The organism is Paraburkholderia bannensis, from assembly GCF_014200455.1.
Taxonomy (GTDB): domain Bacteria; phylum Pseudomonadota; class Gammaproteobacteria; order Burkholderiales; family Burkholderiaceae; genus Paraburkholderia; species Paraburkholderia bannensis_A.
On record NZ_JACHBW010000002.1, the window covers coordinates 1 to 25,883 of the forward strand.

Annotated in this window: 23 protein-coding genes and 1 riboswitch; of the genes, 7 read left to right on the forward strand and 16 right to left on the reverse strand. The window is 66.5% G+C overall.

Going from position 1 to position 25,883, the window contains the following annotated elements:
* The 8 genes from F4827_RS03010 to F4827_RS03045 form a co-directional block, all read right to left on the reverse strand.
* On the reverse strand, positions 1 to 410 hold a 410-nt coding region (locus F4827_RS03010; protein ID WP_260174945.1), incomplete at its 3' end, for an ABC transporter substrate-binding protein.
* 379 nt (positions 411 to 789) lie between these two features.
* Complete coding sequence (locus F4827_RS03015; RefSeq protein ID WP_183721399.1) at positions 790 to 3,012, reverse strand: glycosyltransferase family 41 protein; 2,223 nt, start codon at positions 3,010 to 3,012, stop codon at positions 790 to 792.
* A gap of 209 nt (positions 3,013 to 3,221) precedes the next feature.
* The gene (metF, locus tag F4827_RS03020; RefSeq protein ID WP_183721402.1) at positions 3,222 to 4,052 is read right to left on the reverse strand and encodes a methylenetetrahydrofolate reductase [NAD(P)H]; all 831 of its coding nucleotides are present in this window, start codon (positions 4,050 to 4,052) and stop codon (positions 3,222 to 3,224) included.
* Positions 4,053 to 4,104: 52 nt separating this feature from the next.
* Positions 4,105 to 4,458 carry a phage holin family protein gene (locus F4827_RS03025; protein WP_027816095.1) on the reverse strand — a complete coding sequence of 118 codons (354 nt, stop codon included), beginning with the start codon at positions 4,456 to 4,458 and terminating at the stop codon, positions 4,105 to 4,107.
* A gap of 216 nt (positions 4,459 to 4,674) precedes the next feature.
* Positions 4,675 to 6,093: an adenosylhomocysteinase gene (ahcY, locus tag F4827_RS03030; protein ID WP_183721404.1), complete on the reverse strand. Its 1,419-nt coding sequence runs from the start codon at positions 6,091 to 6,093 to the stop codon at positions 4,675 to 4,677.
* 33 nt (positions 6,094 to 6,126) lie between these two features.
* Positions 6,127 to 6,257, reverse strand: a riboswitch (S-adenosyl-L-homocysteine riboswitch).
* Between the two features lie 75 nt (positions 6,258 to 6,332).
* The gene (locus F4827_RS03035; RefSeq protein ID WP_183721407.1) at positions 6,333 to 7,103 is read right to left on the reverse strand and encodes a glycosyltransferase family A protein; all 771 of its coding nucleotides are present in this window, start codon (positions 7,101 to 7,103) and stop codon (positions 6,333 to 6,335) included.
* A gap of 178 nt (positions 7,104 to 7,281) precedes the next feature.
* Positions 7,282 to 8,004, reverse strand: a complete 723-nt coding sequence (locus F4827_RS03040) for an LrgB family protein (RefSeq protein ID WP_183721410.1) — start codon at positions 8,002 to 8,004, stop codon at positions 7,282 to 7,284.
* Between the two features lie 74 nt (positions 8,005 to 8,078).
* Positions 8,079 to 8,540, reverse strand: coding sequence for a CidA/LrgA family protein (locus F4827_RS03045; protein ID WP_183721413.1), 462 nt, complete (start codon positions 8,538 to 8,540; stop codon positions 8,079 to 8,081).
* A gap of 129 nt (positions 8,541 to 8,669) precedes the next feature.
* On the opposite strand from F4827_RS03045, the gene F4827_RS03050 reads away from it, so the two are divergent.
* Positions 8,670 to 9,617: a LysR family transcriptional regulator gene (locus F4827_RS03050; RefSeq protein WP_183721416.1), complete on the forward strand. Its 948-nt coding sequence runs from the start codon at positions 8,670 to 8,672 to the stop codon at positions 9,615 to 9,617.
* 64 nt (positions 9,618 to 9,681) lie between these two features.
* Here F4827_RS03050 and F4827_RS35780 read toward each other — a convergent pair whose 3' ends face one another.
* The 3 genes from F4827_RS35780 to F4827_RS03060 form a co-directional block, all read right to left on the reverse strand.
* Entirely contained in the window at positions 9,682 to 10,599 is a 918-nt protein-coding gene (locus F4827_RS35780; protein ID WP_311672166.1) for an OmpA family protein, read from the reverse strand.
* A gap of 123 nt (positions 10,600 to 10,722) precedes the next feature.
* The gene (locus tag F4827_RS35105; protein WP_260174946.1) at positions 10,723 to 11,424 is read right to left on the reverse strand and encodes a DUF937 domain-containing protein; all 702 of its coding nucleotides are present in this window, start codon (positions 11,422 to 11,424) and stop codon (positions 10,723 to 10,725) included.
* A gap of 272 nt (positions 11,425 to 11,696) precedes the next feature.
* Complete coding sequence (locus tag F4827_RS03060; protein WP_183721419.1) at positions 11,697 to 13,328, reverse strand: GMC family oxidoreductase; 1,632 nt, start codon at positions 13,326 to 13,328, stop codon at positions 11,697 to 11,699.
* Positions 13,329 to 13,823: 495 nt separating this feature from the next.
* Between F4827_RS03060 and F4827_RS03065 the strand changes: the two genes are divergently transcribed.
* Positions 13,824 to 15,623 carry an isovaleryl-CoA dehydrogenase gene (locus F4827_RS03065; RefSeq protein ID WP_183721423.1) on the forward strand — a complete coding sequence of 600 codons (1,800 nt, stop codon included), beginning with the start codon at positions 13,824 to 13,826 and terminating at the stop codon, positions 15,621 to 15,623.
* Positions 15,624 to 15,656: 33 nt separating this feature from the next.
* Entirely contained in the window at positions 15,657 to 17,102 is a 1,446-nt protein-coding gene (locus F4827_RS03070; RefSeq protein WP_183721427.1) for a coniferyl aldehyde dehydrogenase, read from the forward strand.
* Between the two features lie 22 nt (positions 17,103 to 17,124).
* Here F4827_RS03070 and F4827_RS03075 read toward each other — a convergent pair whose 3' ends face one another.
* From F4827_RS03075 to fliE, 5 genes are all read right to left on the reverse strand, one after another.
* The gene (locus F4827_RS03075; protein ID WP_183721430.1) at positions 17,125 to 17,532 is read right to left on the reverse strand and encodes an EscU/YscU/HrcU family type III secretion system export apparatus switch protein; all 408 of its coding nucleotides are present in this window, start codon (positions 17,530 to 17,532) and stop codon (positions 17,125 to 17,127) included.
* A complete protein-coding gene (locus F4827_RS03080; RefSeq protein ID WP_183721434.1) occupies positions 17,532 to 19,058 on the reverse strand; it encodes a flagellar hook-length control protein FliK in 1,527 nt (508 codons plus the stop codon). The genes F4827_RS03075 and F4827_RS03080 overlap by 1 nt, the downstream gene beginning before the upstream one ends.
* Positions 19,059 to 19,181: 123 nt before the next feature.
* On the reverse strand, positions 19,182 to 19,514 hold the full coding sequence (locus F4827_RS03085) for a flagellar protein FliT (RefSeq protein ID WP_183721437.1): 333 nt from the start codon (positions 19,512 to 19,514) through the stop codon (positions 19,182 to 19,184).
* Positions 19,511 to 19,957, reverse strand: coding sequence for a flagellar export chaperone FliS (fliS, locus tag F4827_RS03090; protein ID WP_183722680.1), 447 nt, complete (start codon positions 19,955 to 19,957; stop codon positions 19,511 to 19,513). The genes F4827_RS03085 and fliS overlap by 4 nt, the downstream gene beginning before the upstream one ends.
* Before the next feature lie 146 nt (positions 19,958 to 20,103).
* The gene (gene fliE, locus F4827_RS03095) at positions 20,104 to 20,454 is read right to left on the reverse strand and encodes a flagellar hook-basal body complex protein FliE (RefSeq protein WP_183721440.1); all 351 of its coding nucleotides are present in this window, start codon (positions 20,452 to 20,454) and stop codon (positions 20,104 to 20,106) included.
* A 333-nt stretch (positions 20,455 to 20,787) separates the two neighbouring features.
* On the opposite strand from fliE, the gene fliF reads away from it, so the two are divergent.
* From fliF to fliI, 4 genes are read left to right on the forward strand one after another with little or no spacing between them, the layout of a single operon-like run.
* Positions 20,788 to 22,584 carry a flagellar basal-body MS-ring/collar protein FliF gene (fliF, locus tag F4827_RS03100; protein WP_183721443.1) on the forward strand — a complete coding sequence of 599 codons (1,797 nt, stop codon included), beginning with the start codon at positions 20,788 to 20,790 and terminating at the stop codon, positions 22,582 to 22,584.
* On the forward strand, positions 22,574 to 23,569 hold the full coding sequence (fliG, locus tag F4827_RS03105) for a flagellar motor switch protein FliG (protein WP_183721446.1): 996 nt from the start codon (positions 22,574 to 22,576) through the stop codon (positions 23,567 to 23,569). Before fliF ends, fliG begins: the two co-directional genes overlap by 11 nt.
* Positions 23,562 to 24,251 carry a flagellar assembly protein FliH gene (gene fliH, locus F4827_RS03110; protein ID WP_183721449.1) on the forward strand — a complete coding sequence of 230 codons (690 nt, stop codon included), beginning with the start codon at positions 23,562 to 23,564 and terminating at the stop codon, positions 24,249 to 24,251. The genes fliG and fliH overlap by 8 nt, the downstream gene beginning before the upstream one ends.
* Positions 24,245 to 25,879 (forward strand): flagellar protein export ATPase FliI, encoded by a 1,635-nt coding sequence (fliI, locus tag F4827_RS03115; RefSeq protein ID WP_260174949.1) that lies wholly within the window; start codon positions 24,245 to 24,247, stop codon positions 25,877 to 25,879. Before fliH ends, fliI begins: the two co-directional genes overlap by 7 nt.
* The last annotated feature ends 4 nt before the right edge of the window (positions 25,880 to 25,883 follow it).

A 25,883-nucleotide genomic window follows, 5' to 3' on the forward strand; every position in this document is an offset into this window, starting at 1 on the left:
TTCGGGTCGAGCATGCGCTGGAACGAGAACACCACGTCGTCGGCGTTGAATTCGCGCGAGGGCTTGAAGAACGAGGTGGTCTGGAACTTCACGCCGTGGCGCAGGTGGAACGTATAGGTCTTGCCGTCTGCGGAAACATCCCACGATTGCGCCAGACCCGGTTCGACCTTGGTGCCGCCGCGCTCGAACTCGACGAGACGGTTGTAGACGGTGAACGTGTTCGCGGTGAAGTCGGTGCCGGTGGTGTACTGCGCCGGATCGAAACCGGCCGGGCTGCCTTCCGAGCAGTAGACGAGCGTCTTGTTCGGAATGCTCTCGGCGTGCGCGAGCGGGGCGCCTGCAATCGAGGCCGCTGCGAGCGCCACGAAAGACGTCATCCGTGCTGCACGCAACAGGTTGTTTTGTTTCATGTTTCCTCCAGTTCGGTGCCGGCCTGGGCCAGCGTAGCGCGATCTTACAAGAGCGAGGGGCGCGCTCACAAGCTAGCCAAAAAGACCCGTCTCTCATGGAAAACGCCTGATTGACAGGCGTGCATCGGAATGTCTCACCGCTTCTTACTGATTACGGTTTAGCAGCGGTTTTTGCCATTTTTTATGCGATTTTTGCGTTTTCCTGGCCGCGCATACGCGGTTTTGGCGATTCTCCCGCCAGTCCGGTCCAAGCCCGGCGCAAAATTCGCGCCGGATCTCGCTTCGCTAAACATAGCGCATCGACATGTCTCCTGTCGTCTAGAGGACACGCTCGGGTGGCAGCGTCTGCCGGGTTTGCATTGGGCGTGCTTAAGCGTGCCTAAGCCTGCGCCTGGCGCGGGCCTGGCTGCGCCTCGCACCAGTCGCGCCACATCAGCCGGTAAGCCGCTTCCAGGTTGCGGGCGAAGCGCGCGCTGTCCATTAGCGGCGAAGCCTCCATGCGTGCGCGCAAGCTGGCGCGCAGCTCCGCCAGCCGCGGCAGGTCGCGCGCGAGCGACACCACCGTATGCACGTAGGCAGTGTCGTCATACGCCACCAGTTCCAGCAAACCGAGATTGGCGAGCAGCGACAGGCCCGCGCGGCCCACCGCCGAACGGCCCACCCGCGTGGGCACCGGCACGCCCATCCAGAGCGCGTCGAGGCTTGTGGTGTGGCCGTTGTACGGAAAGGTGTCGAGCGCGATATCGATTTGCGCCCAGGTGCGCAGATAGTCCGTGCGCGGCTGGAAGCCCACGAAACGCACGCGCGCGGCGTCGACGCCGTGCGCCGCCAGCCACGCAAGCAAGCGTTCGCGCGCCCTGCCCGGCGGCGCCATCAGCACGAGTCGCGCGTCGGGCAGCGCCGCGAAGATGCCGGACCATTGCGCGAAGGTTGCATCGGTGAGCTTGCAGGGATTGTTCAGGCAGCCGAACGTGATGTGCCCGGCCGTCACGGCCGGCAGCGCGCTCGCTTCGGGCGGCGCATCGATCTGCGCATAGCACCAGAACGTATCCGGCAGACGCAGCGATCGTTCGGTGTACTGCGCGTCGATGCCCGGCACGCCCGGCGGATCAAGCCACGGATCGGTCAGGCGCCAGCCGATCGCCGCACTGCCCGTGGTGCCCGGATAGGCGAGCCACGCCACCTGCACCGGCGCGGGACGGCGCGCAAACAGCGCACGCCGGGCCCCGGCCATATGCATGGTGAGATCGACGAGGATATCGATCCGGTCGTCGCGGATCTGCTGGGCGAGGTGCGCATCGTCGAGTTCGCGCACGTCGCGCCAGAGGCCGGCCGTCGCCGCGAGCCTGGCGGTGATGCCGTCGGGCTGTGCGCTCGAATAGCAGATGATTTCGAACTGGGCATGATCGTGCTGCGCGAACACGGGCAAGGTGAAGAGCGACTGGCAGTGGTCGCGGAAGTCGGGCGAGACATAGCCGATGCGCAGCCGGCGCTTGGCCACGGGCGACTCGTCGTGCGGATCGGGCAGATTCGCGCGCGCCGCGGCGGCGGCAAGATACGGGGCTTCGTGGCGAGCGGCGTAGCGCTGCGCTTCGGCAAGGATCGCCATGCCGTCGTCCGTCGCGAACTGGGTCGCGTAGACCAGATTGCAGTGCGCGGCTTCGTTGGCCGCGTCTCTCGCGAGCGCATGACGATAAGCGGCGAGCGCGGCTTCGATGTTGCCCGTGGCCTTGAGCGCGTTGCCGTAATTGCTCCAGGCATCGGCGAAATCCGGGCGCAGTTCGAGCGCGCGCGCGAAGGCGCGCAGCGCTTCGTCGATTTCGCCCCGATCAACGCATACGTTGCCGTAGTTGCTCAAGGCGGGCGCATTTGCGGGCGCAAGCGCAATGGCGCGCGTCAGCACGTTTCGCGCTTCGTCCATGCGGCCCGCGTTGCGCAGCAGCACGCCGAGATTGGTGAGGATATCGACGCAATCCGGATCGAGCGTGAACGCGTGTTCGAGCAACGCTAGCGCTGCCAGCTCGCGGCCGCCCGCGATCAATACATTGGCCAGGTTGTTCCACGCACCCACGTGGCCCGGCGCCAGTTCGATCGCGCGCCGCAGTTCGGACTCGGCGCGTACGCAATCGCCAAGACCGAACAGCACGCTGCCAAGGTTGTAATGCGCCACGGCGTATTGCGGCTCCAGCGTCACGACGCGTTCGAGCAGCGCCGCGGCACGCTCACGTTCGCCGCGCGCGTCGTGCAGATTGGCGAGATTGTTGAGCGCCTCGGTGAAGTCGGGCTTCAATTCCAGCGCGCGCGTCAGTGCGGCCATCGCGATGTCGCTTTCCGTCCGCGGGTCGCAGGTGAGCGCGAAGCTCACCAGGAAGTTCGGGTCTTCGCGCAGCGCCAGTGCGCGCTCGATCAGCGCGCGGGCGGCGGGACGATCGCCGTCAAGGGCGAGCACGGCTGCCAGATGCAGCGCGTCGGCGTTACAGGAGTCAGCCTCGATGAGTTGTGCGCAACGGCGGCGGGCCTCGTCGTGCGCTCCAGCGCGCCAGGCGGCGAGTGCATCGGCGAAAGTCGGCGCAGGAGCGCAATCATGAACCAGAGCGGACATTGTGTGAGCAGCCCGCCTCGCAGGGAAGCAACCTGGCGCGATCAGGCTATCCGGAAAAGAGAATCCTGGATTGTGCTTGCCGTCTCAAAAGGCCATGCTTGCCGTAAATCAAGCAACAATGCGCACGACCCAGAAAAAACCGCGCGGCCCGACAATCCTGGAGCCGCGCGGTTCGTGTCTGCCGCCCGTTGATCGCGATTAGCGCACGATCAGAGCGCCAGCCGTTCGCAGATCGACTTGGTCGCACCGGCCGCGTTGAGCGTGTAGAAGTGCAGACCCGGCGCGCCCGCATCGACGAGACGGCGGCACAGGTCCGTCACCACGTCGAGGCCGAATGCGCGGATCGATTCGCGGTCGTCGCCGAAGCTCTCCAGACGCTTCGCGACCCAGCGCGGCACTTCCGCGCCGCACATTTCCGAGAAGCGCATCAGCTGCGAGTAGTTCGTGATCGGCATGATGCCGGGCACGATGGGGATATCGACGCCGAGCTTCTTCGCATCGTCGATGAAGCGGAAATACGCATCGGCGTTGAAGAAGTACTGCGTGATCGCCGAATCCGCGCCCGCTTTCACCTTCTGCGCGAACGCTTCCAGATCGTGACGCGGCGAGCGCGCCTGCGGATGGTATTCGGGATAAGCAGCCACTTCGATGTGGAACGCGTCGCCGGTTTCCTCGCGGATAAAGGCCACGAGATCCGACGCGTAGCGCAGCTCGCCCATCTCGCCCATGCCCGAGGGCAGATCGCCGCGCAGCGCCACGATGTGACGGATGCCATGCGAGCGGTACTGGTTCAGGATGTCGCGCAGGCCGTCGCGCGTCGCGCCGATGCACGACAGGTGCGGCGCCGCATCGACGCCTTCCTTCGCGATTTCCGCGACCGTGTCGAGCGTGCCCTGCTGCGTCGAGCCGCCCGCGCCGAAGGTCACCGACACGAAGCGCGGCTTGTGCTGGAGCAGTTGCGCACGCGTGGCGCGCAGTTTCTCGACGCCTTCCGCGGTCTTCGGCGGGAAGAATTCGAATGAGAGTTCGATCGGTTTCATGATCGCTTGTGAGATAAGCCGGCCACGGCGCAAAGCCGCGGCGCAGCGTGCATCAGCCGAGGCTGCGGTTGCCGAAGATCAGCGCCGACAGCAGCCAAGAGACGATGCTATAGAGGATCGAGCCAAAGAACGCCGACCAGAATCCCGACACCTCGAAGCCCTTGAGCAGCGACGCGGCCAGCCAGAAGCACAAGGCGTTCACCACGAGGATGAACACGCCGAGCGTGAGGATGGTCACGGGCAGCGTCAGCACGATGAGCACCGGGCGCAGCACGGCGTTGATCAGGCCGAGCACGAGCGCGACGATCAGCGCGGTGCCGAAACTGCGCACGTGGATCGACGGAACGAGCCAGGTAATGATCAGCAGTGCGAGCGCATTGATCAGCCAGGTGAGCAGCACGGTCATGTTGAAAGTCCTTTTCTCGTCGTGGTTATGCGGTGCCCCCGCGCACGTTAAAAATAGCGCGCGGGCGTGTGCACAGCATCGGGCTGGTCTTCGCCCTGCGTGGGACCGGAGTAAGTGCTAAAGCACTAACTCCGGATCGACAAAAAGTGGCTTAAAAAATCGGGCCAGCTTTTAGCGCTTTTGTATCTGACCGTAACGGCGCGCCTTTCGGCGTGCTTAGTAGCGGTAGTGATTCGGCTTGAACGGACCGTTCTTCTCGACGCCGATGTACGAAGCCTGTTCGTCCGACAGCACCGACAGGTTCGCACCGATGCGCGCCAGGTGCAGACGGGCGACTTTTTCGTCGAGGTGCTTGGGCAGCACGTAGACCTTGTTTTCGTACTTGTGGCCTTCGACGAACAGTTCGATCTGCGCGAGCGTCTGGTTCGTGAACGAGTTCGACATCACGAAGGACGGGTGGCCCGTGGCGCAGCCCAGGTTCACGAGGCGGCCTTCGGCCAGCAGGATCACGCGCTTGCCGTCCGGGAAGATGATGTGGTCGACTTGCGGCTTGATGTTTTCCCACGTGTACTGGCGCGTGGACGCAACGTCGATTTCCGAGTCGAAGTGACCGATGTTGCAGACGATCGCGTTGTGGCGCATCGCCTTCATGTGGTCATGGTTGATGACGTGGAAGTTGCCGGTGGCCGTCACGAAGATGTCGGCCTTGTCGGCGGCGTATTCCATCGTCACGACGCGGTAGCCTTCCATCGCGGCTTGCAGCGCGCAGATCGGATCGATTTCCGTGACCCAGACGGTTGCGCCCAGACCGCGCAGCGATTGCGCGCAGCCCTTGCCCACGTCGCCGTAACCGGCCACGACCGCGATCTTGCCCGCGATCATCACGTCGGTGGCGCGCTTGATGCCGTCCACGAGCGATTCGCGGCAGCCGTAGAGGTTGTCGAACTTCGACTTCGTCACCGAGTCGTTGACGTTGATGGCCGGGAACGGCAGACGGCCTTCCTTTTCCATCTGGTACAGGCGGTGCACGCCCGTGGTGGTTTCTTCGGTCACGCCCTTGATGTGCGCCAGACGAGTCGAGTACCACGCCGGGTCGATCGCAAGGTGCTTTTCGATCGACTTGTAGAGCGCGACTTCTTCCTCGTTGGTCGGTTTGGCGATGACCGAGCGGTCCTTTTCAGCCTTGGAACCGAGGATCAGCAGCAGCGTTGCGTCGCCGCCGTCGTCCAGGATCATGTTGGCGTATTGGCCGTTCGGCCATTCGAAAATGCGGTGCGAGAATTCCCAGTATTCGTCGAGCGATTCGCCCTTGAATGCGAACACCGGCACGCCGCCCTGCGCGATGGCAGCGGCTGCGTGATCCTGCGTCGAGAAGATGTTGCACGAAGCCCAGCGCACGTCGGCGCCCAGTGCCGTCAGCGTTTCGATCAGCACGCCGGTCTGGATGGTCATGTGCAGCGAACCTGCGATGCGCGCGCCCTTGAGCGGCTGCTGCGCCTTGTATTCTTCGCGGGTTTGCACGAGACCGGGCATTTCGGTTTCGGCGATATTGAGTTCCTTGCGGCCCCAGGCGGCAAGCGACATATCGGCGACGATGAAATCGTTGGCTTGATCTTGCGGAATTGCGGCGTTCATCACGCCCTCCTTTCTAAAAGTGACTAGAAATTAAAGACGTGAGCGCCGTTTTTTCAGTGCGGCGGCTTCGCGTAAATCACGTGTAAGCCAACCGGATTGAGCATCTTCGAGCCTGGCGGGTCATGCGGATGAAAACCGCGCCCGTCGCAACGCTCCTCGAAGACGAGGCGTGATTGTAGCAAAACGCGATGACAGCCGCGCGGCGGATTCGACCGGCCGCCGCATTCGTGGGCGCGGACTCAGGCGGATCGCGCGAGCGTGCGTAATTGACGCAGATTGGCGGCCGCAGCATCGAGGTACGCCTGCGAGGCGCGCATCGTCTGCTCGCCGGCAACCGGATCTGCCTGCGTGAAACCCATCTGGATATTCATGAAGCGTTCGGCGTGGATGCCGTCGTGATAATGCATGCGCACGCGTTTCGCGTCGCTGAGGCGAGACTGCGCGAAGACCTCGCTGAGCACCCACGAAAGCGCGCCGTCCTCGCCGCCGTGGCGGCGGAACACTTCGTCCATCGGAAAACCGCCCAGCGAAAGATACACGCCGCGGCGGATCACGAGACTGCTCGGCACCGTATTGCTGAGGATGGCCGTGATGCGCTCGAAATCGGCATGCTGGGTCAGGCGCGACGGAAAGCCGGCGAATTCGACGTCGAGGCGCACCGCGGCGTCCTGCGGACGCTGTGCCAGATGCGCTTGCGCGGCCGCCAGCGCACCGGGCAGGTATTCGTCATCGGCGTCGAGAAAGGCGATCAGCGGCGTGCTCGCGTGCAGCGCGGCCCAGTTGCGCGCGCGCGCCGCACCGCCGTTGCTGACGGTCTGGAGCAGGCGGATGCGGTCGTCGCGCATGGCGTAGGTGCGCACGATCGACGCGGACGCATCCGTCGAGCCGTCATCGACTACGAAAATCTGCGCGATGTCGGATTGTGCGGATTGCGCGAGACAGCTTTGCAGCGCGCGCGCAATCGTGGCGGCGCCGTTGTAGCAGGGGATGATGATCGAAATCGGGGACATGATGCGCCACGCGTAAGAGCTGAACCAGCCGATCGAGCCTGACGGGCCGGCTTCGGTGCAGCGATCTTAATCGCGTCGCGAAATTTCAGACTGTCCTGGAGCGCCGCTCGATGCGCGCTTGAGCACGAATCGAATTCGTTCGATAAGGCCGCGCTCAAGCATTTAAACCGGCAGAAACCTAAACCGGCAGAAAACCCAGCGCCGGCGCCAGCAGCACCATCACCACGCCCGCGATCATCATCGTGAGGCTGGCGACCACGCCTTCTTCACGCCCAAGCTCCCGCGCCTTCGCGGTGCCCACGCCGTGCGCCGCCGCGCCGAACAGCGCGCCGCGCGCGAGGCGCGTGCGCAGCGGCACCAGCCCCAGCACCAGTTCGCCGAACAGCATGCCGCACACGCCGGTGGCGATCACGAACAGCGCGGTGAGGTCGCGCGGCGCGTGAATCTTGTCGGAAACGGCGAGCGCGAACGGCGTCGAAATCGAGCGCGTCATCAGGCTGCGTTGCAGTTCCGGCGACAGATGCAGCAGCTTGGCTAGCGCGAGCGAACCGCCCACCGCCACGATGATGCCCACCGTCACGCCGACGCTCAGCGAAATCCAGTGGCGCTTCATCAGATCGCGGTATTCGTAGATCGGCACGGCGAATGCGACGGTGGCCGGCCCGAGCAGCCACATCAGCCAGCGCGTGTCCTGAAAATAGACCGGATACGGAATGTGCAGCAGCAACACCAGCGCGGCGAGCACGGCGGGCACCGCCACCAGCGGCGTGAGCCACGGCGAACGAAAGCGAGCGTACAGCGACTTCGAGGCGAAATAGAGCGCGACCGTGAGGATGAAACAGCCGGCGGCGATCAGCCGCGAGGCGTCGTCGGCGAACAGGGATGCGTAAAACGTGTTCATGACGGGATCATCCTTTGGGAGTACGTAAGGTGTTCGGCAGCCACGCCCGAACCCAGCCGCTTTTCAACTGCCGATCAGGCGCGCGCCAGATGGCGGGCGTGGCGCACGTTCTGCACGCGGCGCAGCGCGAGGCGGCGTTCCAGTTTCGCGGCCTGCTCCACCGCCACGGCCACCGCGAACATCACCATCAGCGTGCCGCCGACCACCACCAGCGCGAGGCGCCAGCCGTCGGCGCGAAACAGGCCGCCGTACTGCACCGCCGCCACGGCGGCCGGGATGAAGAACAGCAGCATGTCCGAGAGCAGCCAGTCCGCGCCCGCCTTGACCCAGCGCGGCGTCACGCCGCCGCAGAACAGCAGCGCGAGCAGCAGCACGAGGCCCACCACGCCGCCTGGCACCGGCAGATGCGCGCTGCGCGTGAGCGCGTCGGCCACATACCAGACTCCGGCGAGCAAGGCCGACTGCGCCGCGATCCGGCCAGCACGTGCCATCAGACCCTTTTGCGGGGCGGCAGTGGAGGTAGTCGATGCAGTCATGGCAAACCCTAAGTGACAGTGGAATGGAACTGAGTATAGGGTGCAGCGCAGCATAAATATAATGACTTGTAATCATCGCCTTCATTCCATAATGGAATGCACGACCCACCGAATTGAGGAGACATAACCGTGGAATTGCGCGCGCTACGCTATTTCATCGAGGTCGTCCGGCAGCAGAGCTTTACGGCCGCCGCCGAAGCGCTGCACGTGACCCAACCCACCATCAGCAAGATGGTCAAGGCGCTGGAGGATGAAACCGGCACGCCGCTGCTGCTGCGCGACGCGCGCCAGATGGTGCTCACCGACGCGGGGCGCATCGTCTATCAGCGCGGCCAGGACGTGCTCGCCGCCCATGCGCAGTTGCAGGCCGAACTCGCCGATCTTGGCACGCTCGGGCGCGGCGAGATCACGATCGGCATTCCGCCGATGGGGGGCTCGTTGTTCACGCCCGCCATCGCCGCGTTCCGCCAGCGCTATCCCCGGATCGAACTCAAGCTCTTCGAGCAGGGCTCGCGCGCGATCGAGGCCGCGCTGATTTCCGGCGAACTCGAACTGGGCGGCGTGCTGCTGCCGGTCGATCCTGAACAGATCGACGTGCTGCCGATCTCGCATGAACTGCTGTGGCTGGTCGCGCCGCGTGGCTCGCGCTGGGACGGAGCGGCAAGCGTGCCGCTCGCGGATCTCGCCGCGGAGCCGTTCGTCTTTTATGGCGAGAGCCTAGCGCTCAACGATGTGGTACTCAACGCCTGCCACGCCGCCGGTTTCACGCCGCAGATCGTGGGCCGCAGCGGTCACTGGGACCTGATGGCCGCGCTGGTGCTCGCGGGCGTGGGCATCGCGCTGCTGCCCGCGCCTTATGTGCGGCGGCTGGATGCGGCGCGCTTCACCTGCCTGCCCGTTGCCGATCCGCAGATCACCTGGGACATGGCGATTGGCTGGAAGCGCAACGGCTATCTGTCGCACGCGGCGCGTGCGTGGCTTGCGGTGGCGCGCGAGGAATACGGCAAGCCCTCGACCTTTCTGGACGACTTCGTGCGCCCGCCCGGTCTGGAAAAATCCGCCGGCACGGGCCGATAAACGCGGCGAAAAAAAGCCGCCCGGCTCGCGCCGGACGGCTTTCAGGCTGCTGCCGCTTCTGCGCTTACTTCGCGGCGAACGCAATGCGGCGGTTGTGGAAACGCCCGCCAGCGGTGTCGTTGCTGTCGACCGGGTTGGCGTCGCCGTACCCGGCGGCCGTCAGCGTCGAAGCGCTCACGCCCTGCGCGACCAGATAGGTCAACACGGCCTGCGCGCGGCGTTTGGAGAGCACCTGGTTGGCCGTCTTGTCACCGACATTATCCGAATAGCCCGCCACTTCCAGATGCACCGGCTTGCCTTGCTTCGCGCAAGCCTTCAGCACTTTGGCCGACTGGCGCAGGTCGTCGCCGGCCGACGCCGGAATCGTCACGCTGCCCGTGCTGAAGTTCACGACCTGCAGGTTGAGCACCTTCGCCACGTCGTCGCCCGCGCACGAGCCATTCGAACCGAACAGCCCCTTGAGCGCATCCTTGAAGGACTGCGTGGCATCGGCCACGGCCTTCTGCACGTTGAATACTCCGATATCGAAGCCCGAGCCGAACAGCGCCTTGAGCTTGTCGAGCCAGCCGAGTTTCGCGTCGGCGGCCGTGCCGCTGAGTTCGACGTGCGAGCCGTCGATCTTCACTTCCGCGCCGGGCAGCGCCATCAGCGGCAGCAGGCCGTCGAGGTGCGCAAGCCATTCGGTGGGCTTCGTCTTCGGATCGACGGTGATGTTGGCGCTGAACTTGCCGTCGCCGAACTTCTTCGTGAGCGCGTCCATCAGATGAGCCTTTTCGGCCTCGGTTCCGACCGTCGCGCTGATCGTCGGCACGCCGGCCTTGTCGACCGTAAACGACAGACGCGAGTCCTGCGTGGGCGCCGGGGCAGGCGCGGCGTCGCTGGCCGACGAAGCAGCCGTGGCAGCCGATGCAGCGCTCGCAGCGGAAGCATCCGCAGCCGAAGCCGAAGCCGCGACCGGCGCGCCGCCGTCCGAAGCCGCCACCACAGCAGGCGCGCTGGCCGCCGATGCAGACGCAGACGTGTCCTGCGCCGCGTCGTCCTTCTGGCAGGAGCGCAGCGCGAAGAACGCAAGGATCAGCGCAATCGCGGCGAGCAGCCACCAAAGCTACGAATGCTTGCGCTTTGCCGGCTCGATCGGCGGCGTGGTGGTGCCCACGGTCTGCGGCGGCGCCGCAGCGGGAACCGGACGCACGACCGGTTGCGGATGTTCCAGATGCGCCGTCACATCCTTCAGACGCGTGAGAATCGAACCCGCGAACGCGGCTGCGGTGCCCAGACCGACAGCGTGTGCGAGGCGATCCGTCAGACTGGCGTTGACCGAGGAGAGTTGATGGCCGAGCAGCGTCGGCAGCGCGCCCACTGAGCCCGACGACGACACGAAGTGCTGCTTGATGATGCCCATCAGCGCCGCGCCCACCACGCCGGTCAGCGAGAATGCCGTCGATTGGGCCGCGCCGGTTTGTGCCGCGACCGCATCAGACAGTGCGCCCACGTTCACGCCGGCGGCGCGCTGGATCAACTCGCGGCCCGAAGTTTCGAGCTGGTTCAGCCCCGTCGTGCTGGAGAGCAGTTCGGGCAGTTGCTTGCCGATCAGCGCGTTCACGTCCGGCGACATGATGGTGGAGAACAGGCCGCGCGCGCCTTCGGCGGTGCTGCCGCGGTGCATGACGGCGGCGACGATCGCAGGCGCCGCAGCGCCCGTGACCTTGCGGGCGAGATCCGGCGTGAGGCCGAAGCGGCCAGCCAGGGAACGGACCACGTCATCGTTCATGACGGTGTCCAGCAGTTGAAAGACGTTGATACTCATCGAGGCGGTTCCTCCAGTTTTCGCGGACGCGCCAACTGACACGCCCAAGGTGCCGCGCGATTATAGGGAGTCCGAAATCTCGAAAAAGTAGAAGGCGCCGATGCCGCACACTCTTTGACGAAAACCCCATCAAAAAGCCACGTTTTCGTCAAAGCAAGGTCAAAAAGCGAGGCGGATCACGCCTCGCTTTGGTGTTGGTCTGCGTCTTTGGTGTGGGTCTGCGTGTTGGGAGCAAGGGCGAAGAGAGCGTCAGGAAAAATCGACATTGCCTGTCAGGCAACGACGTTCGCATCGTACGGGGCGACGCCGGAGCGTCGGGTTTCGGCGATAAAGTCCGCTGCGCGCTCGCCGATCATCACGGTCGGCGCGTTGGTGTTGCCGCCGATCAGCGTCGGCATCACGGATGCATCGGCGATACGCAGATGCGTGACGCCGCGCACGCGCAACTGCGCATCGACGACCGAACGCGCGTCGCCGCCCATGCGGCAGGTGGCCACGGGGTGATAGATCGTGTCGGCGTGTTGCGCGATGGTTGCGCGCAACTCGGCGTCGCTCTGGCCTGCATGCGTGTAGAGCTCGCGCCCGCCCAGTTGCGCGAGCGGGGCGGCGTCGAGAATGCGCCGCGCGAGGCGCGTGCCTTCCACCAGCAGATCGAGGTCGCGCGTATCCGAAAAGAAACGCGGATCGATCACGGGCGCCACGCGCGCATCGGCGCTCGCAAGCGTGACGGTGCCGCGGCTCGCCGGGCGCAGCACGCACACATGCAGCGAGTAGCCGTGCCCCCAATGCAGCCGGCGGCTATGGTCGTCGACGAGCGCGGTGCAGAAGTGCAATTGCAGATCGGGCCGATCGAGCTCCGGACGGCTCTTGATGAAGCCGCCTGCCTCGGCGACGTTGGTGGTGAACATGCCGCGCCGCTTGCTGAGGTAGCGCACGAGTCCAGGCACCATCTTCGCCGCGCCGCGCAGCGAGTAGCCCACGGTCTCGCTCGAATGCACGCGTTTGTTGTAGGTGAAGTCGATGTGGTCGATCAGGTTTTGGCCGACCTCGGGCGCGTCGTGCAACACGCCGATGCCAAGCGCGCGCAGTTGATCGGCGGGACCGATGCCCGAACACATCAGCAGTTGCGGCGAGTTGAAGGCGCCCGCCGCGAGGATCACCTCGGCGCGCGCCTGCAGGATTTCCGTACGGCCGCCGCGCGCGATTTCGACGCCATTTGCGCGCGCGCCGTCGAACACCACGCGCAGCACGGTGGCATCGGCGATCGGATGGAGATTCGCGCGCGCTTTGCCGTAGAGATAGGCGCGCGCCACGGTGCAGCGTTCGCCGCCGCGCTGCGTCACCTGATAGAAGCCGACGCCTTCCTGCTGCGCGCCATTGAAATCGTCGTTAAGCGCGAAGCCCGCCTCGTGCGCGGCGGCGACGAAACGCTCCGCCACCGGATTGCGCTCGCACAGATCGGACACGCCCAGCGGCCCGCCCGCGCCGTGCCACGCGCTCGCGCCGCGCGAATTGTCTTCGGCGCGGCGGAAATACGGCAGCACATCGTCCCACGCCCAGCCCGCGCAACCCAGCTGCGCCCACTCGTCGTAATCGAGCCGATGGCCGCGCGTGTAGATCATCGCGTTGATCGCGCTCGAACCGCCGAAGCCGCGTCCGCGCGGCTGATAACCGCGCCGGCCCGCGAGGCCCGGCTGCGGCTCGGTCTGATACGCGTAATTGTTCTTCGTGCGAAACGGCACGAGCGCGGCCACGCCCATCGGCATGTTCACGAAGAGATTGCGATCGGTGTGCGGCCCGGCCTCGATCAGCGCGATGCTGGCTTCGGGACAACGCTCGGCCAGACGTCCGGCGAGCGATGCGCCGCCCGAGCCGCCGCCTACGATGATGTAGTCGTATTCCATGAGCCTCCCTGTCGGCGGGACTTGGCGCTTTAGCGCTTAGTCCCGCCCCATGCAGAGCTGTCGGCGGGACTTGGCGCTTCAGCGCTTGGTCCTGTCCCAGCAGCGCATGTGTCTCTCAATGTATTGCGTTGCGCCTGGCGCCTGGATGAGGCACGCTAGATGCACGCTCGTTCGATTTCTTTGTATCGCGCATTGTAGGAAGCGTCTGAAGCTACGGTCAGCATTTATGTCAGAGCGCATCCTCTAATTCTGATGCGCTGTAAGTGGCCGATCGGCGGCTACCATAAAAGACGGTTCAGCCGACAGAGCTGACGGATTCCGGCAAGCAGCACAGGGAGCGCCGGAGCATTCCCGCGGCGCATTTGCCGCGGCGCATCAAACCTCGGGCGCTGATCGAGCCAGCCCGCCGCCGCCTCCCGCCTTGCAGCATCGCGAATATCCGGACAACGCGACAGGCCGCGCTCAATGGCGCGCCGCCGATGGAGACAGGTCACGATGGAACCGCTCGACTCGACGCAAACCGGCGCTCACCGGCCCGGTACGACGCACGAGGTCACGAATCAGGCGCCGCCGCTCGCCGATTACAACCTTTTTGCCTGCGACGCCGCGCTGGGCGAGGCGCTCGAACGTGCAGGCGCCCAGTGGCACCGCGAGGCGCTGACGCAACACGGCGCGAAGCTGGGCGCTGCGGCCACACTTGAACTCGCCGATCTCGCCAACCGTCACGCGCCCGAACTGCACACGCACACGCCGCGCGGCGAACGCATCGACGCCCTCGAATTCCATCCGTCCTGGCACGAACTGCTCGCGCTGCTGCGCGCCGAAGCCCTGCATGCACTGCCGTTTTCGCAGCCGCGTCCCGGCGCGATGGCGGCGCGCTGCGCGGGCTACTTCCTGCACGCGCAGCTCGAATCGGGCTCGCTGTGCCCGCTCACGATGACATTCGCCAGCATCCCCGTGCTGCAAAACGAACCCGCGTTGTTCGAGACGCTGCGCGACAAGCTCTACACGCGCGAACACGATGCGCGCGACATCCCGCTCGCGCACAAGCGATCGATGATGATCGGCATGGGCATGACCGAGAAGCAGGGCGGCTCGGACGTGCGCAGCAACCGCACGGAAGCGCGCGTGGCTGACCCGTCCGGCGCGCAGAGCGGACGCGGCGCGGCGTATCTGCTCACCGGCCACAAGTGGTTCTTTTCCGCGCCGCAGTGCGACGCGCATCTGGTGCTCGCGCGCACCGCCGGACACGCCGGTCTTTCCTGCTTCTTCGTGCCGCGTTTTCGCCCCGACGGTACGAAGAACGCCGTCATCGTGCAGCGTCTGAAGGACAAGCTCGGCAACCGCTCGAACGCCAGCAGCGAAGTGGAATTCTTCGACGCCTACGGCGTGATGATCGGCGACGAAGGGCGCGGCGTGCCCACCATCATCGAGATGGCCAACTACACGCGCCTCGACTGCGTGATTGGCAGCGCGGCGCTCATGCGCGCGGCGCTGGTGCAGGCGATCCATCACGCGCGCCACCGCAGCGCCTTCGGCCGCCCACTCGCCCAGCAGCCGCTCATGCAGAACGTGCTTGCCGATCTCGCGCTGGAATCCGAAGCCGCGACGGTGCTGTTCATGCGTCTCGCGCAGGCCTTCGAACCAGACGCCGCACCAGCCGCTCAAGCCGAAGAAAGCGATAAAGCCCGCGTAGCCCGCGCCTGGCGGCGCATCGTTACGCCCGCCGCCAAGTTCTGGGTCTGCAAGCGCGCGCTCGCGTTCACGGGCGAGGCGATGGAGGTCTGGGGCGGCAACGGCTACGTCGAGGAAGGGCCGATGGCGCGCTTCTACCGCGAAGCGCCCGTCAACTCGATCTGGGAAGGCTCGGGCAACGTGATGTGCCTCGACGTGCTGCGCGCGCTGGAGCGCGAGGCCGATGCCGCGCAGGCGCTCTTTCTGGCTTGGCGGCGCGAGGCGGCGGGACATCCCGTATTGAGCGCCGCGCTCGACCGGCTTTGCGTGCTCCTCAACGGCGCGCCCGGCACGCGCGAAGCCGGTGCGCGGCGCATCGCCCAGCAGATCGTGCTGATCGCGCAGGCGATGCTGCTGCGCGCTGGCTCGTCCAAAGCCGCGGGCGAAGTCGCCGACGCCTTTATCGCCACACGCCTGGACGAGCACGAAGCCGATTGCGGCCGCGTGTTCGGCACCCTGCCCGCGCGCTTCGATCACGCCGCGCTGATCGAGCGCGCGTTTCCTGCCGTCGCCGACGCCCACGACGTTGCCCATAACGCTACCCACCACGCCGCACAATAAGGCGCGCCCGACGCCCTCACCCAAGGACCGACCATGAAGCACGATCTGCCCGAAGAAGCCGTCGCGCGCGCCAGCGGCGATGCGCCCCCATCGAACCTCGGCGCCCTGCTCGCGGCGCAGCGCGAAGCGTATCTACGCGCGCCCTTTCCTGTGTGGAGCGAGCGCGCCCGCAACCTGCGCGCGCTGCGCGACGTGCTGTTCGCCAGCCAGGACGCGCTCGCCGAGGCGATGAACGCCGACTTCGGCCAGCGCTCCAAGGCCGAAGTCGCGCTTGCGGAATTCGTGGTCCTCAAACAGGAAATCGATTCCGCGCTCAAGCATGGCGAGCGCTGGATGCGCGCGCAACGCCGTCGCGCCGGCAAATGGCTGATGCCGGGCCGCGCCCGCGTGGTGCCGCAGCCGATCGGCGTGGCGGGCATCGTGGTGCCGTGGAACTATCCGCTGCTGCTCGGCGCGGGGCCGCTCGTCTGTGCGCTCGCGGCGGGCTGTCGCGCGATGATCAAGATGTCGGAGTTGACGCCGCGCACTTCGGCGCTGTTCGGCGATCTGATCGCCCAGACCTTCGCACCCGATCACGTCACGGTCGTCAATGGCGACGCCGCCGTGGGCGCGGCCTTCACGGCGCTGCCCTTCGATCACCTGCTGTTCACCGGCTCGACGCGCATCGGCCACGAGGTCATGCGTGCGGCCGCCGCGAACCTCACGCCGGTCACGCTGGAACTGGGCGGCAAGTCGCCCGCGCTGATCGGCGAGCACGCGCGCTTCGACTACGCCGTGGACAGCCTGCTGCTGGGCAAGACGCTCAACGCCGGGCAGACCTGCATCGCGCCGGATTACGTGCTCTTGCCGCGCGGCAAGGAAGATGCGTTCATTGCCCGCGCGCGCGTGCGATTCGCCGAGTTGTATCCCGATTTCGCCAACAATCGCGACTACACCTCGATCATTTCGACGCGGCATTACGAACGGCTCGAACGTCTGGCCGACGAAGCCCAGGCCGAAGGCGCGCAGCTGCACGCGCTCGGCCCGCGCGACGCCGCCACGCGCCAGTTCGCGCCGGTGCTGGTGACGGGCGCGCCCACGCACACGCAGTTGATGCAGGAGGAGATTTTCGGGCCGCTGTTGCCGATCGTGCCGTACGACTCGCTCGACGAGGCGCTGCGCTACGTGAACGCGCGCGCCCGGCCGCTGGCGCTCTATCTCTACGCCGACGATGCACGCACCGTCGATCGCGTGACGCACGAAACCATCGCGGGCGGGATGTCGGTGAACGAAACGCTGATGCATATCGCCGCCGAAGGGCTGCCGTTTGGCGGCGTCGGCGCAAGCGGGATGGGTTCGTATCACGGCTACGAGGGCTTCTGCACGTTCTCGAAAATGAAGCCCGTGTTCACGCAGGCGCGCCTGAACGCGCGCCATCTGATCGCGCCGCCCTACGGCAAGCTGTTCAATACGCTGATCCGCGTGATGCTGAAGTTCTAGCGTCCTGGTCCTGGTCCTGGTCCTAAGCCTGGCCCGGGCCTTTGAGCGCGGGGAAGCGGAACGGATTGACCGTGAGCGCTTTGGGGTCGGGCGTGCCGGCCGGCGCGGCCTGATTTTGTGTTTGCTTCTGCGCCTGCTTTTCAACGGCCTTCGCGTTCAGATCCACGGCTTCGAGACCGTGCAGCCAGGCGAGCAGTTCCGCCACGGCCTGATAGAGCTGCGGCGGAATCTGCGAATCCAGATCCACCTGCATGAGCAACGACACCATCTCGGGCGCTTCGTGCACGTACAGCCCCGCCTCCCTCGCGCGCTGCACGATCATCTCGGCGACAAGGCCATAGCCCTTGGCGACCACGCGCGGCGCGCCGTCGCGCGAAACCGGGTCGTCGTAGGCGAGCGCCGCGGCGCTCTTGCGATTGGTGCGGCTCATCATCCGCGCTCCCAGTCGGTCGTATCGGCGGCGGACGCTGCGGCTTCAGCGCCCGGGCTTTCCTGAGCCTGGCCTGGAGTCTGCGTAGCGGCATTGCGCGCGTAGGCATCGGCGGCGCGCGCCGCGTCCGCTGAATTCGCGTGCGGCGATACGCCGCCGATCTCGCGGATCGACAAACCGGCCAGCGACAGACCCAGTGCTTCCAGCCGCCCGCGCAGGACTTCGCTGTTATCGGTGAGGCGTTGCGCGCCGCCGGGACTCGCCTGCACGCGCACCGCGAGCGTCGATCCCGTCAGCGTCAATTCCGCATCGACGGTCCCAAGCGAGGGCAGCGACAGCGTGAGCCGCGTATGCCAGGGCGTGGCGTCTTCGTCGGTACCGCGGCCGCTTTGCGGGTCGCGCGCGTCGTATTCGTCGGGCTGGATGGTCCAGTCGAGGCGCACGCCGGGCCACGCCTCGCCGGTCCAGCGGAATTCGCCGGTCGCGAGCAGATCGAGCTGCTGGCGCACCAGCGGCAGCAGCGCCTGGTGCACGCCTGCTGCGGCGCCCGCGCCGCCCGGCACATGGACGGGCGGCAAAAGCGTATCGCCTGACGCCGCAGCCGCCTGGCCGCGCGCGGTTTCCTGCGCGAAAGCGGCGGTGCTGGCCTGCTCGCCGCGTGCAAAGGCCGCGGGCTGCTGCTGCGCGCCCTGCGCCACGTTCGCCGCCGTGCGTGCGGCTTGCTGGCCGGCGTTCGGCAAATCGGTCCAGAAAACGTCGTCGATATCGTCGGCGGCCTCGCTCCAGTCGAGCGGCAATTGCGCGCCGCCGGTCAGGCGATTCTGCGGCTCGTCGGCGAGTTCGCCCGGCAGACGCTGGCCGCGCAGCCATTGCGCGAGGTGCGATTCGTAGAAAAGGCCGCTATTCGCGACGGTCTGCGCCAGCGACGCCGCCAGCGCCGCAACCGGCACGGATTGCGCGGCAAGCGCGACACCCGCTGCGTTCTGCGCGCCTTGCGGGGTCTGGGCGGCGTTACCGTTAGTGGTGTTCGAGGGATTGGCCGTGTTCGCGGCGCCGTCTGCGCTAACGGGATCCTGCGCGCCGCCCGCCAGCGCGGCCTGCGCGTCAAGCTCCGCGAGCAAGGCGGCTTCCAGCGCCTGCGCGGCGGCGCTGGCCGGATTGCCCGGCGTGGCCAGCCCCGGCAGCGGCAAGGACTGCACGTCGCCCGTGCCCGCGCTCGTGCCCGTGCTCGCGTCGGCGGCATTGGGATCGGCCCATACCGGCGCGCGGCCGACCACGGCGGGCGTGGCTTCGCCGCCCGAACGGATGATCGCGTCGAGCGCCAGCGCCACCGCCGACAGCACGGTTTGCGCCGACGCCTGCGGCGAGTCGGCGGCGCTCTGCGCATCGGGCAGCGCGACGGCGCCGCCCGCGAGCGCGGAAACGCCCGTCTGCGCGGTGCCGGCGCTGCCTTGCGAGCCGGTTGGCCCCAGCGCGCCTATGCGGCTCGCGAGCAGCGACGCGGCGCTGGTGTCGATTCCGTTCATGCGGAGCTTGGGGCCTGGTATGACGCCGCGCGCCCCCGTCATCGCGGGCGGCTGCGCGGCTTTATGGTGTTTGCCGGGTGGTCCACCCCGGCGGGGTTCGAGCTAGCCTCAGCGGCGCTAGAATCAGCGCGCGCCGTACATCTCCTGCAGCACCCGCGCGGGATGCGCCGTACCGCGAAACAGCGCCGACAGGCGCGCCATGCACGGGCTGGCGAGATCGCGGATGGCGGCGTCGTCGGCGAGGATCTGCCGGATCAACTCGAACTTGCGCGAACGTTCGGCGATGGTCAGCCGCACGCCGAAATCGGCGTCCTTGAGCGCGTCGACGAGGTTCCGGTATTCCTCCTGGAGGTCAATCAGCTCGTTCCAGTGCGCGTCGCGCGCGGCGCTCAGCATCTGCCCCGAAACCGTCGCGATCGCTTCGTAGTGGGCGAAGTAGTCTGCTTTCGAACTCATCTCGTCAGTGAGCCGGACGAGGGTCTGGCGGCCTGTGCGGCCATCCTTTCCACTTCCGGCGCAATCCCCAGCCAGGCTTCTTCGAGCGTTGCCAGCAGGCCATCGACTTCGACCAGCATGGACTCGCTCTGTTGAATATTCGCTTCCAGCAGGCGTCTTGTCATGTAACTGTAAAGTGAGTTCAGGCGCTGGGCGATTTCGCCGCCCGCCTCGACGTTCAATGCCAGCTGGAGCCCGCTTTCGACGATCCGGATCGCCTTTCCGATCGCCTCGCCACGCGGCCCCACGTTGCCCATCTGCAAATGCATGCGGGCCTGTGCAATCGCCTTGCGCGCGCCTTCATAAAGAAGCGCGATCAGCTTGTGCGGACTCGCGCCCATCACCCCCGTTTCGACACCCACGCGTGCATAGGCGTTGGCTCCAGACTGGGCAGGGGAAAACATCGGCGCTTCTCCTTCAAACGTGCGGCTGTGGATACGGTGCATCCGGCCCTTTGCAGTGACGCGCGAGCCGGTTCTAGCCGGGTTATCGGAAGGAGAGGCGAGAAGCTTTAATGAACATGCAGACGAATGCGCGGGGCGTGCGTCCCTTACACCTGGATCTGCATGATGTCGGTGTAGGCGGCGACGAGCTTGTTGCGGACCTGCAGGCCGAACTGGAAGCCGATATTGGCCTTCTGCATGTCAACCATCACGTCGTTGAGCGACACGTTGCTGGCCCCCAGCTCGAACGCCTGCGACTCGCCGACGGCCTTTTTCTGGTCGCCGCTGATCTTGTCGAGCGACGCCTTGAGCGCCGAGGCGAATTCGCCCGCGCTGGCCGCACCCGAGCTGCCGTCGGTCCGTGCGGTGGCCTCGGCCGCCGAAGCGCCTGCCGCCTGCGTGGCCATCGCCTGCATCTGCGCGAGGGCCGACGTGAGTGGGTTGACTGGCACAGTCATGTTTGCTCCACGATAAAGGGGGTGTGCATGGCGGGCGGCGCACTGCCGTATCCGGCTTGACTCGCGCGGCCCCGGTCCGGCCCGCGCGGTGAGCTGATCTCGCCCTCCAGACCCGACTTGCGTACACGGCTTGCATACACATTTCCGAGTCTGGTCGAGAGCATAGCAGCGGGCTATTTCCGAAAGCCCCGAAACTAGGGGGAAAACCCGGCTCTATTCGCGCAATCGGGTTGCCTTGGGCTCCGGATAATCCACTGTCGTGAAAGTCTGCGCTGCACGTCTCGATTCCTGAGCCGCGGCGGGACATGCAAGTCTCCCGGAGATACCCGTCGCATGGATTCGTCTGCCAACTCTTTGATCAACCCCGACGCCCGCATGGGCCTCGCCACCAGCGGTGCCGCCACGGGCGGGTCCGCGGGCGGCGCCATGCCTGGCGGCGCGGAGGACCTGGGCGGCGGCTTCGCGCAGCGTCTGGGCTCGCTGTCGTCGCTGCGCAGCGTGCGCGGCAATCCGCGTGCGCCGCTCATCATCGCCGTGGCGGTGCTGATCGCCGTGGTCGCGGGCTTGATCCTCTGGTCGCGCGCGCCCGACTACAAGGTGCTCTACAGCAACCTCTCGGATCGCGACGGCGGCTCGATCGTCACCGCGCTGCAGGCCGCCAACGTGCCCTACAAGCTGTCCGAAAGCGGCAGCGCCATTCTGGTGCCGTCGGATCAGGTCGGCGAAATGCGCCTGCGTCTTGCCCAGCAAGGTCTGCCCAAGAGCGGCTCGGTCGGCTTCGAGCTGATGGACAACCAGAAGTTCGGCATCAGCCAGTTCGCCGAGCAGGTGAACTACCAGCGCGCCCTCGAAGGCGAGCTTGAGCAAACGATCCAATCGATCCAGAGCGTGAAGTCCTCGCGCGTGCATCTGGCCATTCCGAAGCCTTCGGTGTTCGTGCGCGAGCGTGAGGCGCCGTCGGCGTCGGTGCTCGTGAACATGTATCCGGGCCGCGTGCTCGACGACGGCCAGGTGTCCGCGATCACGCATATGGTGGCTTCGGCGGTGCCCGATCTGCCGGTGCGCAACGTCACGGTAGTCGACCAGGATGGCAATCTGCTCACGCAGAGCACCACCAGCGCCGGTCTGGACGCCTCTCAGCTCAAGTACGTGCGCCAGGTCGAACACGACACGCAGTCGCGCATCGACCAGATCCTCGCGCCCCTGTTCGGCGCGGGCAACGCCCGTTCGCAGGTGAGCGCGGACCTCGACTTCTCGCACCTGGAACAGACTTCGGAAAACTACGGCCCGAACGGCAACCCGCAACAGGCCGCGGTGCGCAGCCAGCAGCAAAGCATCGCCACGGATTCCGCGCAGACGAGCGCGGGCGGCGTGCCGGGCGCGCTGTCGAACCAGCCGCCGCAACCGGCTTCGGCGCCGATCGTCGCGCCGGCGGGCGCGAGTGGCGCGGCGGCAGCGACGCCGATCTCGGATCATCGCGACACCACCACGAACTACGAGCTCGACAAGACCGTACGCCACTATCAACAGGCGGCGGGCGACATCAAGCGCCTGTCGGTGGCCGTGATCGTCAACTATCAGCAGAAGGTGGACGCCAAGGGCCACGCGAGCATGCAGCCGCTCGACGCGCAGAAGCTCGCGCAGATCGAGCAGCTCGTGAAGGACGCGATGGGCTACGACGAAAAGCGCGGCGACTCGGTGAACGTGGTCAACGCCGCCTTCCAGCAGGACGTCGACCCGAGCGCCAACCTGCCGTGGTGGCGTCAGCCGGAGATGATCGCGCTGGCGAAGCAGATCGCGACGTGGCTCGGCATCGGCGCGGTGGCCCTGTTCCTCTACTTCGTGATGGTGAAGCCGGCGCTGCGCCGCGCCTTCCCGCCGCCGGCGCCGCCCGCGGCCGTCTCGCCCCTCGGCGTCGACGGCGGCGAACCGCTGCTGCTCGACGGCCTGCCGCAGGTCGAGAAGATCGAAGGCACGGGCGGCGAAATCGAAGGCGATCCTGCCCTCCTCGCCCTCGAAAACGAGAAACACAAGTTTGAACGCAACCTGGAATTCGCCCGCAACATCGCGCGCCAGGATCCGAAAATTGTCGCAACCGTTGTCAAGAGCTGGGTGAACGATGAGCGCTGAAGGAGCCGTCAAGAGCGCACTGCTGCTCATGTCGATCGGCGAGGAAGAGGCCTCTCAGGTCTTCAAGTTCCTCGGGCCGCGCGAAGTGCAGAAGATTGGCACCGCCATGGCGGCGCTCAAGAACGTCAAGCGCGAGGAAATCGACGTCGTGCTGCAGGAGTTCGTCAAGGAAGCGGAGCAGCACACGGCGCTCTCGCTGGATTCGAACGACTACATCCGCAACGTGCTGACCAAGGCGCTGGGCGAGGACAAGGCCGGCGCGGTGATCGACCGCATTCTGCAGGGCGGCGACACCAGCGGTATCGAAGGCCTCAAGTGGATGGACTCCGGCTCGGTCGCCGAGCTCATCAAGAACGAGCACCCGCAGATCATCGCGACGATTCTCGTGCACCTCGACCGCGACCAGGCGTCGGAGATCGCTTCGTGCTTCACGGAGCGTCTGCGTAACGACGTGCTGCTGCGTATCGCCACGCTCGACGGCATCCAGCCGCAGGCGCTGCGCGAACTCGACGATGTGCTCACGGGCCTGCTCTCGGGCAGCGACAACCTCAAGCGCAGCCCGATGGGCGGCATCCGCACGGCCGCCGAAATCCTCAACTTCATGACGAGCCAGCATGAAGAAGGCGTGATCGAAAACGTCAAGCAGTACGACGCCGAGCTCGCCCAGAAGATCATCGACCAGATGTTCGTGTTCGAGAACCTGCTCGACCTCGAAGACCGCGCGATCCAGCTCCTGCTCAAGGAAGTGGAGTCGGAATCGCTCATCATTTCGCTCAAGGGCGCCCCGCCCGCGCTGCGTCAGAAGTTCCTCGCGAACATGTCGCAACGCGCCGCGGAACTGCTCGCCGAAGACCTGGACGCGCGCGGCCCCGTGCGCGTTTCGGAAGTCGAGGCACAGCAACGGCGTATCCTGCAAATCGTGCGCAACCTCGCCGAGAGCGGCCAGATCGTTCTAGGCGGCAAGGCAGAAGACGCTTATGTCTGACGAAGCAACGCAAGAGGCGACGCTGCGGCGCGCGCGCTCGGCGTATCAGCGCTGGGAGATGGCGTCGTTCGACCCGCCTCCCCCGCCCCCGCCGCCGCCCACGCCCGACGAGGAAGCCGCGTTCGCGGCCGAGCTGCAACGCCTGCGCGACGACGCCCATCAACAGGGTCTCGCCTCCGGCCACGTGGCAGGCCAGGCGCTGGGCTACCAGGCCGGTTACGAACAGGGCCAGAAGCAGGGTTTCGAGCAGGGTCTCGAACTCGCGCGCGGCCAGGCGAACCAGCTGGCGCAGCTCGCCCAGCGTTTTTCGGACGCCTTGCAGACCGTCGAAGCCGGGGTGGCCGACACGCTGGTCGAACTGGCGCTCGATATCGCGCAGCAGGTGGTGCGTCAGCATGTGCAGCACGACCCCACGGCGCTGTTGGCCGCGGCGCGCGAAGTGCTGGCGCATGAGCCGCAGTTGAGCGGCTCGCCGCAGCTGGTGGTGAGCCCCGCCGATCTGCCGGTGGTGGAGGCGTATCTGATGGAAGACCTGCAGGCGCGAGGCTGGACCGTGCGCACCGACCCCACGCTGGAGCGCGGCGGCTGCCGCGCCCAGGCCGCGACCGGCGAAACCGATGCGAGCATCTCGACGCGCTGGGAACGCGTGTCGGCGGCGCTCGGCAAGGCGCGGCCATGGTAAATCCTTCGCTCCATCAGACCGTGCAGCAAGCCATCCACACGGGCGGCCTGACGCCGCTCGAACAGGAACTGGCGCTGGCGTCGTTCGGCCCGGCCGCGCACGACCCCGCGCAAACGGCTGCCGTGCTGGTGGACGACGATGGCGAAGGCGCGAGCGCGCACGCCGCGGAGCAAGACGGCGCCGCGCTCGTGAAGGACGACATACCGCCCTACGTGCCGCCCGCCAATTACGACCCGAACAACCCGCATCTGGGCGTCTGGAACGCCCATCTGAACGCCGTACGCGCGCGCAATGCTCTCGCGCTGCCGTTGCGCGGCTGCGGCCGTCTCACGCGCGCGGCGGGTCTGGTGCTCGAAGCCGTGGGGCTGCGCCTCGCGGTGGGCGCGGAAGTGATGATCGAATTGCCGCCGGGCAGCTCGCTGCCGATGGCCGAAGCCGAAGTGGTCGGCTTTGGCGGCGACAAGCTGTTCCTGATGCCGACCACCGAAGTCTCGGGCCTGTTGCCCGGCGCGCGCGTGTGGCCGCTCGAAAGCGCGCCGATCGCCGATCCCAAAGCGGGCGCGAAGCGTCTGCCGGTGGGCTGGGGCATGCTCGGCCGCGTGGTGGACGCCTCGGGCAAGCCGCTCGACGGCCTCGGCCCGCTCAACACGGAAGCCGACGCGCCGCTCACCGCGCCCGTCATCAACCCGCTGAACCGCGAGCCGATCCACAAGGTGCTCGACGTGGGCGTGCGCGCGATCAACGCGCTGCTGACGGTCGGGCGCGGCCAGCGCATGGGCCTGTTCGCGGGCTCGGGCGTCGGTAAATCGGTGCTGCTCGGCACCATGGCGCGCGCCACCAGCGCGGAAGTCATCGTGATCGGCCTGATCGGCGAGCGGGGCCGCGAAGTCAAGGAATTCATCGAGCAGATCCTGGGCGAGGAAGGTCTCGCGCGCTCGGTGGTGGTGGCCGCTCCCGCCGACGTCTCGCCGCTGCTGCGCATGCAGGCGGCCGCGTACACCACGTCGCTGGCCGAATATTTCCGCGATCAGGGCAAGCATGTGCTGCTGCTGATGGATTCGCTCACGCGTTACGCGATGGCGCAGCGCGAGATCGCGCTGGCGATCGGCGAGCCGCCCGCGACCAAGGGTTATCCGCCTTCGGTGTTCGCCAAGCTGCCTGCGCTGGTCGAGCGCACCGGCAACGGCCCGGAGGGCGGCGGTTCGATCACGGCGTTCTACACCGTGCTCACCGAAGGCGACGACCAGCAGGACCCGATCGCCGACTCGGCGCGCGCGATTCTGGACGGCCATATCGTGCTCTCGCGTGCGCTCGCGGAAGCGGGGCACTATCCGGCCATCGACATCGAGGCCTCGATCAGCCGGGCCATGACCGCGCTGATCGACGAGCAGCATCTGAACCACACGCGTGCCTTAAAGCAGATGCTCTCGCGCTATCAGCGCAATCGCGATCTCATCAATGTGGGCGCTTATATGAGCGGCCGCGACGCGGTGCTCGACCGCGCGATCCAGCTGTATCCGCGCATCGAGGCGTTTTTGCAGCAAGGTTTCCGCGAAACGGCGGACTATGATCAGAGCGTCGGCATGCTTGGCGCACTGCTTGGCAATGGCGGTGCGGGCCGCGCGTAATGCG